This window comes from Arcicella sp. LKC2W, from assembly GCF_034931005.1.
Classification (GTDB): Bacteria; Bacteroidota; Bacteroidia; order Cytophagales; family Spirosomataceae; genus Arcicella.
Window position 1 is genome coordinate 345,174 of the sequence record NZ_JAYGIN010000005.1, and the last position, 13,635, is coordinate 358,808.

At 32.9% G+C, this 13,635-nt stretch carries 13 protein-coding genes; 12 read left to right on the plus strand and 1 reads right to left on the minus strand.

What is annotated here, in order from left to right:
- Positions 1-11: 11 nt before the first annotated feature.
- From VB796_RS06790 to VB796_RS06810, 5 genes are read left to right on the plus strand one after another with little or no spacing between them, the layout of a single operon-like run.
- Positions 12-701: a hypothetical protein gene (locus VB796_RS06790; RefSeq protein ID WP_323345762.1), complete on the plus strand. Its 690-nt coding sequence runs from the start codon at positions 12-14 to the stop codon at positions 699-701.
- On the plus strand, positions 694-1,908 hold the full coding sequence (gene traM / locus VB796_RS06795; protein ID WP_323345763.1) for a conjugative transposon protein TraM: 1,215 nt from the start codon (positions 694-696) through the stop codon (positions 1,906-1,908). Before VB796_RS06790 ends, traM begins: the two co-directional genes overlap by 8 nt.
- A gap of 4 nt (positions 1,909-1,912) precedes the next feature.
- On the plus strand, positions 1,913-2,887 hold the full coding sequence (locus VB796_RS06800) for a DUF4138 domain-containing protein (protein ID WP_323345764.1): 975 nt from the start codon (positions 1,913-1,915) through the stop codon (positions 2,885-2,887).
- A 4-nt stretch (positions 2,888-2,891) separates the two neighbouring features.
- On the plus strand, positions 2,892-3,458 hold the full coding sequence (locus tag VB796_RS06805; RefSeq protein ID WP_323345765.1) for a hypothetical protein: 567 nt from the start codon (positions 2,892-2,894) through the stop codon (positions 3,456-3,458).
- Positions 3,459-3,463: 5 nt separating this feature from the next.
- A complete protein-coding gene (locus VB796_RS06810; protein ID WP_323345766.1) occupies positions 3,464-3,937 on the plus strand; it encodes a hypothetical protein in 474 nt (157 codons plus the stop codon).
- Positions 3,938-4,061: 124 nt separating this feature from the next.
- On the opposite strand, the gene VB796_RS06815 is transcribed toward VB796_RS06810, so the two are convergent.
- Complete coding sequence (locus VB796_RS06815) at positions 4,062-4,925, minus strand: Rpn family recombination-promoting nuclease/putative transposase (RefSeq protein WP_323345767.1); 864 nt, start codon at positions 4,923-4,925, stop codon at positions 4,062-4,064.
- Positions 4,926-5,150: 225 nt separating this feature from the next.
- On the opposite strand from VB796_RS06815, the gene VB796_RS06820 reads away from it, so the two are divergent.
- From VB796_RS06820 to cas1, 7 genes are read left to right on the plus strand one after another with little or no spacing between them, the layout of a single operon-like run.
- Positions 5,151-6,041 (plus strand): helix-turn-helix transcriptional regulator, encoded by an 891-nt coding sequence (locus VB796_RS06820; RefSeq protein ID WP_323345768.1) that lies wholly within the window; start codon positions 5,151-5,153, stop codon positions 6,039-6,041.
- Between the two features lie 56 nt (positions 6,042-6,097).
- On the plus strand, positions 6,098-7,945 hold the full coding sequence (locus tag VB796_RS06825; RefSeq protein WP_323345769.1) for a TM1802 family CRISPR-associated protein: 1,848 nt from the start codon (positions 6,098-6,100) through the stop codon (positions 7,943-7,945).
- Positions 7,946-7,972: 27 nt separating this feature from the next.
- Positions 7,973-8,836, plus strand: a complete 864-nt coding sequence (gene cas7b / locus VB796_RS06830; RefSeq protein ID WP_323345770.1) for a type I-B CRISPR-associated protein Cas7/Csh2 — start codon at positions 7,973-7,975, stop codon at positions 8,834-8,836.
- A 9-nt stretch (positions 8,837-8,845) separates the two neighbouring features.
- Positions 8,846-9,559 carry a type I-B CRISPR-associated protein Cas5b gene (gene cas5b, locus VB796_RS06835; protein WP_323345771.1) on the plus strand — a complete coding sequence of 238 codons (714 nt, stop codon included), beginning with the start codon at positions 8,846-8,848 and terminating at the stop codon, positions 9,557-9,559.
- Complete coding sequence (gene cas3, locus VB796_RS06840) at positions 9,534-11,990, plus strand: CRISPR-associated helicase Cas3' (RefSeq protein WP_323345772.1); 2,457 nt, start codon at positions 9,534-9,536, stop codon at positions 11,988-11,990. Before cas5b ends, cas3 begins: the two co-directional genes overlap by 26 nt.
- On the plus strand, positions 11,987-12,664 hold the full coding sequence (locus VB796_RS06845; protein WP_323345773.1) for a CRISPR-associated endonuclease Cas6: 678 nt from the start codon (positions 11,987-11,989) through the stop codon (positions 12,662-12,664). Before cas3 ends, VB796_RS06845 begins: the two co-directional genes overlap by 4 nt.
- Before the next feature lie 4 nt (positions 12,665-12,668).
- The gene (gene cas1 / locus VB796_RS06850) at positions 12,669-13,523 is read left to right on the plus strand and encodes a CRISPR-associated endonuclease Cas1 (protein ID WP_323345774.1); all 855 of its coding nucleotides are present in this window, start codon (positions 12,669-12,671) and stop codon (positions 13,521-13,523) included.
- Positions 13,524-13,635 lie beyond the last annotated feature (112 nt).

Sequence of the window (13,635 nt, forward strand, 5' to 3'; positions counted from 1 at the left end):
GTATTTTAAAAATGGCAAAAGAACAAACACCCAAAAAGTTCATTATCCCTTATCTCAGGGATGTGGACGTAAACACCAAAACAGCCAAATGGCTGATGATAGCCTCTTTTCTTTTTAGCTTAATGGTTTCCATAGCCGCCTTTACTGTTTTTAGAGATGGTATTTTACGAGAAAAGGATAACCCTTTAGTGATGGATAAAAATGGTGAAATCCGTAAAACGTATGACATCTATAACGATGGTTACGAAACTGTCACCAAGAAAGCTTTAGTTAGTAAAGGACATGAGTTATTCTTTCGTTTAGAACCCGATGAGCGACAAATTTTAGCCAATATCCAACAGAGTTTTTATTTAGGGGATTTTAGGGCTTTATACGAATTCTATCAGTCTCAGGGCTATTTTAATAACATTGTACAACGCAACTCTATTCAATACATCAAACAAGATTCTATTGTCTTTGCGGGAAACTTGGGCAGATTTTACGGGAAAGAATTAATCAGAGGACAAGGCGGAGCAAGTGTAGAAAAGTTTTTAGTAACTGAATTTGAGATGGTTCAAAGAGATAGAACGGACAATAATCTCTATGGTTTCTATATGGATAAAATCAAGGTGATTAAAAACAATTTGGTCGCTGAAGAATCTATCAGAGGAAATGAATTAAATACTATTAACGCTCTAAAATCTGATATAGAACATGAATAATTTCTTTAATCTTAGGCTCATAAAATATCCTTTATCGCTCTTAATCATTGGTTTAGGCGTTGCCATTTATTTAAAAGTATTTCCACCGAAACAGGATGAACAATCCAGTGATTTTGGCAAGGGGGCGATTAATTTAAAATTAGCCAACTCAGACACCACCATTAAGGAAAAGGAAGTATTTCAGGAGCAAACCAACACGCATAATCAAGGAAATCCTAATACGTATCTCGGTGGAGCTTCTTCCCAAGAAGATGATAAAGCTCGCCAGCTTGAAATCATACAAGAAAACAAGGCGGCTAATTTTAGAAGGCGAACCTATACCCCTACGTATGAAAATCGTAATACTTATCTGCGAAAACCACCAGTGAATCAGGTTTATGCTTCTGTGAGTAATGAAACCAAAAGTAAAGCGACAACTGATAATGTAACTATTGGCATTCTGAGAAAGAGACTTCAACAGGTGGAAGGCAAATCAAAAGTAGATTCGTTGCGTAACTCTAAAAATGAAGCTTCTGAGCAAAACCAAACTCGTGGTAAAAAGTATGATAAAAACGGTTTTTTAATATTGGATGTACCTGTTCCAGAAATGACAGCTTCTCTACCAAGAATCGACAATAATAACCGCTTTTATACCAATGGAAAGAATGAAGGGTTTGCTTCTGTTCATCAAGTTCCTGTAATGGCTTCCAAACGCTCAAATCAATATCAACTCCTCAAAGCACGTTTAGTCGAAGATAAAACGGTCAGGGATAATTCAAGTATCAAACTCATGGTGACTGAACCTACGATTGTGAATGGAAGTCCTATTGAAAAAGGGCAAATCATTTTAGGTAAATGTGTTATCAATGCCGACCGACTTATCATCACTATTAATGGCTATATCAAAGAGAATGATTTTTACCCATTAGAAGGCAGAGTTTTAGATATTGATGGCGGCGATGGGCTGAGTATTAATGCTCCTTTTGATACTAAACAAAGCAAAAGAGCATGGGGACAAAACGCTTCAAGTGCATTAGGTTCTGTCAATCCCCTATTAGTCTATCAGCCAACGGGAAATATTGGAACAACTGTTACAAATCAAGTGGTAGGCAGTTTAGTCAATCAATCTTTGAATGGAGCGAATCAATTTCTCAATGCCAAAATCAATGATGTCAAAGCCAATATTAAAACGGGGCAACTTTTGTACATCCAAATCAAAATGAATTAATCCAATGAATTACTTTAAATACCTTATACTCCTGAGCCTTTTATTGACTGGTGTAAAAATAAAAGCTCAATCGGACTCGCTTCGCCTAAATACGCCTAAAGATAGTCTTTCAAACCTTTATGTTTTAGCGAAATTAAGCACCAACTCCCCTCCTACGCTTGCTTTGAATAAAAGTAATATCAAAGGCAGTTACCGCATTTCAGTCGCATTTTTTAAGACTTCGCACATCGTCTTCGATTCTAAAATTGTCTATTTTGACATTGGTTCTAAAAATGTTATCGGTGAAAAAGTCGAAAATGTGGACAATATTTTAAAATTAAAAGCTGCCTTTTTAGAGCCTTTTGAAACCAATGCGACCGTTATAACGGCTTCAGGTAAATACTATTCTTTCATCATCGTCCATAATGAAAACCCTTCAAAATTAAATATCATCATGGAACCCATCACGATGGACTGGAGCAGTGCCATCAATAATATTGACTCTGATGGTAAAATTATTTTTACCCAAACATCAGAAGGTCTGGACGAAACGACGTTTAAAGCTTTGTCTTTGTTTGCTCTCAAACAAAAGAATATTAAGCACATCAGAAATACCGTCGGCAATGTGCGTATGGAAGTTCAGAATATTCTCTCCAAAGATGATAATATACTTATCACTTTAAAGATGAAAAATAAGTCTCATTTGAATTATGAGGTGGAACTACTCAAAGCGTATATCCGTGACAGTGAAACCAATAAAAGGGATTTGACTCAGGAAGTAGAAGTAAAACCTACTTTCCTCTACTTGACGAATCAAAGTAAGTCCAAAAGGAAAATTGGAGAAGCCAAAGGTGAATACGGGATTGTCTTATTATTCAACAAGTTTGCCATCGCTAAAAATAAAACTTTTGACATAGATATAGTTGAAAAAAATGGCGGACGCAATTTCAATCTGAAAATTGATTTTGAAACTTTTTACTACCAAATGAAACAATTATAAGTCTATGAAAAAGTATTTTTTATATCTCAACTTAGTCTTCTTGGTTTTGCTATCCTTCCATGGGAACAGCCAAATAAGAACCAAGGGAGCTAACTATTTGGAAGTCTCCGCAGGGATTCCATTACTCATAGATGATGGTGTATTTTCTTTAAAAAATGGAGAAAAAACGATTGGGGTTTCCTATGCCATCGGCACATCAAGAGGAAATTATCATCGGCTCAATTTTGTGTACCGAAAGGAGTTTGTAAAAGCAACCACCGTCTCAAGCAATTATGAAAACTACGTCTTTAAATATGCTTATGAAAATACACTTTTGAAGGGACGAAATCATTTATCTTACTTGGGATTCCTCTATGGATTAGGCTTGGGCGTTGAGAACTTGAATAATTCCTACAATACCAACTTACAAAACTCCACCGTCTATCCATTAGCAACTATTGGTTTGAATTTCGAGAAATTTATTGGTTCAGGCTTTGGAATATTTATTCGTATAGACACCGACGCAACCACCAGTGCTATTTCCCAAAGGATAAAAGCAAATGCGGGTTTGGGTTTAAAAATTAAACTTTAAAATTAATGAAAAAATATCTAAGTATCCTTTGTCTTCTATTGATGGGCTGGAGCTGTCGCCCGCAAGAAGATATTACCATTACCGACAGTAGCATATTTGATTATAATTTTCAGATTTTCATTACGGGGAAGAACAATGACACGCTAAATGTTAATAAATGGTATCAATATGAGGTTTATCTCAAACCATTTTCGACGAATAAACTGCTGAATCATCAGCGAAAAATTGTACTAAGTCCTGTCATAAGCGTTGGAAAATTAGGCTCATACCAAGTTCTAAACCTTCGTGGGGATTCTCTCACCAGCGTGCAACGTTTCGGGGATGTGGTGCAATTATCCAGTGATTCGCTCATCAATAATCGCTTTATTTTGAAAGAAAAATTTGATAATCCGAATGTGCAAGGAGCAATTACCCAGACTACTACCGTTCAATGGAATTCTATTAATAAGGTTTTTAGTAATAATATTTATGTGAGGTGAGATTGTTAGATAATCCATAAAAGCATGACATAAACTACAAAATATGCTTTTCACTTTGTCAAAAAATAAGCCCAGTTAGTCTTTTGAAGACTAACTGGGCTTTAAGATTAACATAATATCAAGTTTAACTATTTACAGCTAACTGAACAACTAAATCTTCACTTACACCAACCGTTTCTGCTATTTGTTTATTCGTTAAAATTCCTAAGCCTAATAAATTCTTAATCGTTTTTATCTTATCAGCCATTCTCGCAGCTTCTATTTTTTTACTTTCTGCTTTTACGGATTCCGCATTTCGAGCAATCAAGATTTCTAAGGACGCTTTTTCATCGGGAGTCATTTTACGACTATCTAACTCATCGATGGCAACCTTTAACCAGTCTTCATCCCAAAATTTCGGAAATTGTATCGGTTGAGTTATTGTATGAATAGTTCTCATCGTAAATATTAATTTTTCTAAATCTGTCTGACAATCAGCTTCTTCTTTTGTAAATTTATCTAATTCTATCGTAATAAACGTCATTTGGTCATCAAAAAGTTCTCCTTCTTCATTTCTTAGATTCGCAATAGTATGATACTGAGCATGAGGAAGAATATTCTTAGCCAAAAGTGCAACACAATAGATTTTAGAGAGTGTTCCGTAATCAAACTTCCCACGTTTTACCATCGCATTAAACTTATGCAAAGCGTAGAATTTCATTCGTTGAACAAAATATGGAGCATCTCCGTACTGCATCTCAACAATAAAGTGATTATCATTTTCATCTTTACAAGCTAAATCAAAAATACCACTTCGTCCATCTTGTGTTATACCTTCAAAAGTATTTTTATCAAATTTCACTTCTGTAATTGGAACTTCAGATTTAATGAGAGCTTGTAATGCTCGACGTAAGAATAATGTATTAGATTCATTCCCAAAAGTAGCTTTAAATCCATAATCTGAAATTATTGGTATAAAAATTTGGTCTTCTATATAAAGTGCTTCCATGCTATAAAATTAACAATATTGAAAATGGATTCAAAATCATTGTTTTCTAAAACATCTGAATATTCCCACTTGATTTTTTCTCTGGTCATTTTTTTAAAAAATCCCCTTTAATTGATAGATTCCTAAGTCAATTGTTGCTAAAGGTCTGCAAATATTATTTAACGGTAGTTTTAGATATAAGAAAAACAAGTAACTTGGACTCATTAATTTTACACAATATAATTTATGAATCTTGAAAGAAGTTCTGAAGTAAGTCAAATAAAAAGAGTATTCAAATTGCTACAACTATTACACGAGCCTAAATATTCTGTAATAAGTTTTGCAAAAATGTTTAACGTAGGACGACAAACAATTTATCGAGACCTTGAATTATTAGAAGAATTAGGATATTTCGTTGACAAAAAAAATAATAAATACTTTATTTTTGAAGCTACCCCTAAAACTACATTCACAGAAGAAGAAACGGCACTACTACATGAATGTATAGCGTCTATTTCTAATAACACTCCTCTAAAATCAAGTATTCTCAAAAAACTATCTGCTTCTTCATATATCGCTCCACAGTCAGACGAACTGAAAGATAAACATTTAGGCACTATCGTTCAGAAACTTCAAGTAGCAATAAATTCGGAATGTTCTGTCAAACTAATTAATTATCATTCATTAAATACTGAAGAAATCAAGGATAGATTCGTAACTCCTTTAAAATTGAGTTTGGACTATTCAACACTCTCTGCGATTGAGACAGGAAAAGAAAAAACGTATAAAGTAAAACGTATTACTGATGTTGAGATTCAGTATGACAAGAAAACAGGAATTAGAAAAGCAATGAATGTGGATGTTTTCGGTTGTTCTTCGACAGAATCTATATCTATTCATTTGTATTTAAGTAAAAGAGCTTTCCAACTATTTTATGAAGAATATCCTTCAGCGAGAGTATATCTAAGCAAGCATAAAGAGCTGAACGATTTTCCTTATGAATTGAAATTAGATGTACAAAACTATGCAGGTATTGGCAGGTGGTGTTTGGGTTTGATTGGCGAATTGAAAGTAATTGACGATGAAGGACTTAGAAATTATTTGAATGAACGGTTGAAGATTGGTGGAGAGTTTTAGATTTTGTACCATCAGATGACACAAGTAGTGGATTAAATTTGAAAAAATATATAACTATGATAAAAACAATTTATCAATTTGGAGAGCAACTTAAAGAAATTGATGCAATGAAGCATTTTTTTGAAATAAGCGGTTCGCCTTATCCAGAAAAAAACGAAAATGAAAGCGTTATTTTTTTGGAAATTGCCAATGGAAAACCTCAAAAACTTACTATTGAGGATTATCGTAAATCTTGGAAAGAAAAATATTTGTTTAGGGAATTAGCTGCTAAACGCTCAACGAGTTTAGTTCCAACGCTACATTTTTATAATCTTCCAGTAGGTGATAAGACTGAAAATTTAGAGAAAAATCGCCAAGCTCTTAGAGAATCTGTTATAAAGTTTTTGGATAAATTGGAGCGTTGCTTAGATGCTAATATTTCAATTTACAAAATCTTCTTTTCCAAAGAAGAAGTCATATCATTCCTTGATACTCACTTTCAATCATTCATTGAGCAAACTTGTCCTGAGAAAAAAAACTATCTCTTCACTATCAAGATTGACGATAAATGGATTGGTGAAGTTGAGAAAATACGAAATATCCTTGAAGAAGAGGCTTATAACAAGTATTTCAATAGCAAAGGCGATTTATACAAATCAAATGATAAAATATGTTCTGTAACCTACCAACAATCTGATGAAGTTTGGGGGCGAGTTGATACGCTCGGGTTTACAGTAAATGATATTTCGTTTTCGAGAAATGGATTTGATGCCAAAAATTCTTACAAAATGTTTCCTGTTTCACCCGAAGTTGTAAAAACCTTAGAAGGAACCCAAAGAGCATTGTCTAATGGTTTATCTTATGGCTTTCAGAACCTCCGATTTTATGTACTTCCAAGATTCATCGCTATCAATGATAATGATTTGAAGAAAGAAATTGTAGAAACATTTATTCAGAAAAGACAAAGTGGAAACACAACGTATTCTGAAAATCAAATTAATTCTATCATTAATAGTGAGGGGATTTTTAATGAGATTATTTCAGAAGAAAAACTGCATCATAACAGTGTTTACTATGATATCTTTTTTTACGAAGAAAAACAAGCTCAATTTTCTATAAAACTACACCTATCAGACCTTTTACCCTCAAGATTTGGAAGCATTCTGAATATTAAATCTACCATTGCAGATTATTATAATTCATTTACGAAAATTACAACTAAAAAAGATGAGTTTAGATTTAACTTGACTTTTTCAGAAATCAAAAGATATTTCCCAGAGCCTCTATTTTTTCAAGTGATGGAAGCTATTTTCTATAAAACAGAAATAGGTGAATATAAAGTATTAGCTGTTTTTATGGAATTACTTCGTACAGATTTTAAAAACGTATCAAATGATGGCTTCGCATTTCCTCTGAATGTAAAGCGTTCATTCGTCATCCATCAGTATTTACAAAACCTTCAAATTTTTGGTAATATGGAAACACAAGAAAAACAAACTCTGAGTTATGTCGCAGAGGAGTTTGTAAACAATCACGAATCCTTTTTTAAAGATACCCCAGCAAAAGAAGCTGCTTTTTATTTGGGATGTGCAACAGAAATTTTATTAAATGCACAAGAAAGCCATTTAAAAAGCCGTCCATTCGCTCATAAACTGAATAACTTAAACATCGGTTATCGTGAAATGATGGAAATAAAGCCTAAGCTTTTACAAAAGTTAGATGAATATGAGAAAGCAGACAAATTGTATGGGGATTATGATGCTGCCCTTAAACTCTTAATAGCTTTCGATAAGGCTTTTATAAATATCAAGCCAGCACAAAACAATGTAGAAACATCTTATGCTTTTTCATTAGGCTTAACGATTCAAAAAGAATCTTTGAAGAGTAGGATGCTTGACAGAATTGAAGCAAAAAAAATAAAATAATCAAAAACACTTAAATTATCATTTATCATGGCAGAGATTACAAACCGCAGTGAAATTTTATTTATCTATGATGTAGTGCGTTGCAACCCCAATGGCGACCCACTTGATTCAAACCGCCCACGTCTCGACGAAGCCACCAACAGATGCTTAGTTACAGACGTGCGTTTAAAAAGAACTATTAGAGACTACCTTTTCGACAAAGGTTATAATGGAGAAGCAGGTGGTAAAGGCGATATTTTTATTAGAACAGAAGCTGTTACAGGTGAACAGCGTTCAGGTGTATATGCAGATGAAAAGGAATTTAAAACAAAATTTATTGATGTAAGATTATTCGGGGGTGTTTCTGCTGTGAAAGGGAAAAACTTTCAACTAACTGGACCAGTACAATTTTCAATGGGATATTCTTTGAATAATATCTATAAAGATAATTTCATTAAGGGAACAGGGGCGTTTGCCACCAAGGAAGGAGCAGAACAAAAAACATTCAGAGAAGAATACAATATTACCTACGGATTAATTGCGTTTCACGGTACAATCAATGAAAATGCAGCCAAAAAATCTGGCACAACTAATGAGGACATTGCCGAACTTACAGAAGCAATTTGGAATGGAACGAAAGGGCTTTTAACTCGCTCAAAGAAAGGACATATGCCACGTTTGTTGGTAAAAGTTGATTATAAGGATAGCTTTTTTATTGGTGATTTATGCCAAAGATTGAGTATGGTTTTGAAAGATGGTAAAACGATGGAGTCATTAGAAGACATTTCTGACTATTTTTTAGATACCAAAAGTCTAAACGAAGCACTCAAAAAATATGATGATAAAATCATTTCTATAAGTGTCATTAAAGACGACAGAATTGAGTTAAGCGAAACTATTCCCACTAAATAAGACTCGAACATGAAGATATTAGTTTTTGATATTTGGGGTGATTATGCACACTTCAAAAAAATCTACGCTACTACTTCTGCTTTGACTTATGCTATTCCGCCCAAAACTTCTATCTATGGTTATGTAGGAGCTATTTTGGGTTTGGAGAAAGACAAGAATGAATACCTCAAATACTTTGAAAACAAACAATGCCTTATAGGAATAGGCATACAAAAAACACTTCGTTTTCAAAGATTAGGTATTAATTTAAAAGCTGAATTAGGTCGTAAAAAAGAAGGTAGCCCCCCCAAACCCACTATGATGGAGTTTGTGCATCAGCCACGATATAGAATTTATTTTTCTCATCAAAACAATGAAGTATATAATAAGCTTAAACTCGCTTTGGAGAAACATCATTCCGTTTACACTCCATGTTTAGGTTTAGCATTTTTAACTTCAAATTTTGAATTGATTGGAGAATTTGAGGCTAAAAAGATAGACTCAAATGAGAGCATATTACTGGATTCTGTATTGCGAAGGAAACATTTTATAGAATTTGATAGAGAAGGTTTTTTACAAAACGAAGTTCAGATTATTGAACAGAGTATGTATGCCCTTGAAATGGACATAGAAAGAAATGTAACCGAAAGAGATGATGTTCTTCTTGAACGAAATGGAAGACCTATAAAAGTTAGATTAAACGAATATTATCAAATTGATGGAAAAAACATCTGCTTGTTTTGATTTGATTTCTCATCCAGATAGGACATTACAACAGCATTTAACAGGTTGTGATGTCCTGTCTGAGAAAATTTTATCCTTAAAGTTTGTTGAAAAAGATACTTTTTTTGAACTATCTTTTTTGAATGAACTTCGGAAAATAGTAGTCTATTTTCATGATTTTGGGAAAGCCAGTTTTTTCCAATCTAAAATCATAAAAGCCACGATAGAAGCTGAGAATAATCAAGAATTTAAAAATCAAGAAGCTATAAAAGAATACCTTGCTTTTTTCAATGAAAATCGACGAGCTTACTTTAATCAGTGTTTAGGTGAAAATGACCGTTTATCTAATCATGCTAAAATAGGAGGTTATTTTGCTATTGAACAAATTGAACACGATGATATATTTTTGAAGTTTGTTATTCTCAAAATCATTAGAAGACATCACGGATATTTGACTAATTTTTTCTATTCTAATGAGGAGACGCAAATTCAACTCGAACAAAAAGATATTCAGTTTTTAGAAAAGCAAATTGAGGTTTTAGATTTTGAATCGTATAATCAGATTTTAAGTAATCAATCGTTAATCACCTCAAAAGAACATTGGGAAAAGATAAAAAGTGAATTATCAAGTGGGAGAAAATTTGTTAAATACCAAACAGAATTTGAAAGTAAAAAAGAAGTAAAATACTTTTTCTTACAACATTATCTTTTTTCTTTGTTGCTTTCAGCAGATAAAGGTGATTTGATGTTACTGAAAACTGATAAAGATTGGTACATTCAAGAAAATACCCTTTTACCTCTGAACATCATTAACGATTATAAAACGAATCTCTTTTCAAATGATGCCCCTAAACCAATAGACTTTGTTAGAGAAGAAGCCTATCAATTGGTTCAAAGAAATGTTCTTGAAAACAGTTCCAAAGCATTTTTCTCAATTACACTTCCAACAGGATTAGGAAAAACTTTTTCAGCTTTCAATGTAGCAACTATCCTTCAAAACGCATTTTATGAGCAACACGGAAGTAAGCCAAGAGTTATTTATGTATTGCCATTTACCTCTATTATTGACCAAAATGAAAATATTTTCAGAAAAATTCTTAAAAGTTCAAATATTGAAAATTTAGAAACTCGGCTTTCAAAAAATCATTATTTGGCTATGCCAAATGAACAATATGATGAAGAAAAACTTAGTAAAGACGAACCTGAATATTTGTCTGATGGCTGGGAACATGATTTTATTGTAACAACCTTTGTTCAGTTTTTGGAAGGAATATTTACGAATAAAAACCGACTACTTCGTAAGTTTCACAATATGACCAATGCTATTTTTATCTTGGATGAAGTCCAAAATATTCCCCCTCAGTATTTCGAGGTTATTGAATTAGTTTTCAAAAAAATGAATGAATATTTTGGAACTAAGTTTGTTTTTGTAACGGCTACACAACCATTCATTTTCAATAATAATGATGAAATTCTTGAATTAGCTAATCCTAAAAAGTATTTTGAAAATCTTGAACGAATCGAAATCAATCAAAGACTACTAACAGTTTCTGAGAAGCACTTGTCAGTTGATGAGTTTTGCTCTTTCTTAATTGAAGACATCAAAGCCAATATCGACAAATCATTTCTGATAATTTGTAATACTATCAAATCATCGCAAGAAATTCATAAACAATTGAAGCAAGAGTTTGAAGAAGTGCTTTACCTGTCAAGTTCAATTTTGCCTTTCAAAAGATTAGAGGTTATCGAAAAAATTAAGACTCAAAAAGGTCATCAAATTGTAGTTTCCACACAGGTAGTTGAAGCTGGCGTTGATATAGATTTAGATATTGTGTATCGTGACTTCGCTCCAATTGATTCAATTAATCAGTCAGCAGGTAGATGTAATAGAAATGGATTAAAAGGTAAAGGAGCTGTTAAACTTTTTGATTTGGGTAAAAGTAAATATGTTTATGATAAAGTATTATTGTCGGTTTCGAGAGATGTACTAAAAAATCATGATGAGATTATACAAGAATCAACCTTGTATGATTTGAATTTGGAATATGCTACTCAAATTAGAAAGCGTAAAGTGACAGATAGTAACGCTTCACAGAAATTAATAGACTGTATTCAAAATTTGCAATTAGAAGATATTGAAAAGAATTTCAAATTGATTGAAGAAGATTTTAGAAATTATAACGTGTTTTTGCCAGTTGATGATAAATCATTAAAGATTTGGGGTGAGTTTATGTCAATATTCAAACTAACAGATGATGATTTTGAAAGAAAAAGAGAAATCAAAAAAATAAAACCCTCATTACTACAATACGTTACTCGTTTTCCCAAAAATAAATTTGTACCATCATCTGAACAGCAAGATAAAGGCATTATATATGTTGCAGATTGGCAAAACTATTATGACTTAGAAACTGGATTTAAATTACTTGACGATAAAGATTTTATAATATGACCAAAATTCAACTCCCTCAAACCACAATTACCTTCCCCGAAATACGTCTACAAACTCGTGATGCTCATAAACTACGAGGTTTTTTTGGCAATTTATTTAAGGAACATTCTATTTTATTACATAATCATTTCCAAGATACTGGAGAGTTTCGTCAGGGTTACACACTTGTACAATATAAAGTTCTCGACCATATACCCACACTTGTGGGTTTGGGTGAAGGGGCTGATTTATTAGTGGATTTGTTCTTAAAAATTAAGCATTTAGAAATTGATGGGCATTTTTTTGAAGTAATGGCTAAAAATATTAACCATTCTGTGGTGGATATTGGACTTTCCAATTCTTTGTTCGAATATCGCTTTGAGAGTCTTTGGATGGCACTAAATCAGAATAATTATCGTGATTTTATCAAAGCTACTCTCGATGAACAAGATATAATCTTTAATAGAATATTGAAAAATAACCTATTGGCTTTTTTGAATGGAATGGGATGTCAACTGACAATAAATGAACCTATTATGTGCAAGTTTTCTTTGAAAAAAACTCGTGAAACCAATTTTAAGGATAATAAAATGATGGGCTTTCAGGGAAGTTTTATGTGCAATGCTTTATTACCAAATTTGATTGGTTTAGGAAAATCAGTTTCTCGTGGGTATGGAACAATCATAAAAATATAAATTTATGCAGCTACACATCAACAAATACGGCACTTATGTTCATGTAAAAGACGGCATGTTTGAAATTAGACGTAAAGAGGACGACGGGACATTATTTACTAAGCCTTTTTCTGCACAAAAAGTTACTCATATCATTATGACTACTGGTACGATGCTTAGTACAGATGCTATCAAACTGGCAATGATGAATAATGTAGATATTGTGTTTTTGGAACAAAATGGTTCTCCCATTGGTCGGGTTTGGCATAGTAAGTTGGGGAGTACGACCAAAATACGAAAGTGCCAACTCGAAATCAGTATGAACACTGAGGGGTTAAGATGGGTGAAAGTCTGGTTGGTTCTGAAACTTGAGAACCAATTAAATTTCATTAAAGATTTAAAAAAACATCGTCCACAACACGCAGATTTTTTGAATGATAAAATTACCAAAATTGAAAATCTAATTGTTTCAGTATCGCTTCAAGAAGGTAAAACTACTTCAGAAGTTGCAGATACGCTTAGAGGTTTGGAAGGTACAGCAGGGAGACTATATTTTGAAACGTTGAGTTATGTTTTACCTTCTGAATCGCAGTTTAAGGGACGGTCATCTCGTCCAGCTAACGATGCTTTTAACGCTTTTCTGAATTACGGTTACGGTGTATTATACTCTAAAATTGAAAAGGCTTTAATCATTGCCGGAATTGACCCATACTTGGGCTTTTTGCACCGAGATGATTACAATCAGTTGAGTATGGTTTACGATTTTATTGAACCTTATAGAATATATGTTGACGAGGTAGTATTTCGTTTATTTTCGGGAAAGAAAGTAAACAAAGCTCACTCTGATGTCCATACTAAAGGAGTTTCACTCAATAGATAACTTTCCTAAATAATATATAATTATTCAAAGATTTAGGTTTACAAGACCACATACGATAATCCAAACTTGTGCAATATTTTTTAGTCTGTTACGAAATGTCTCTTTTACCATT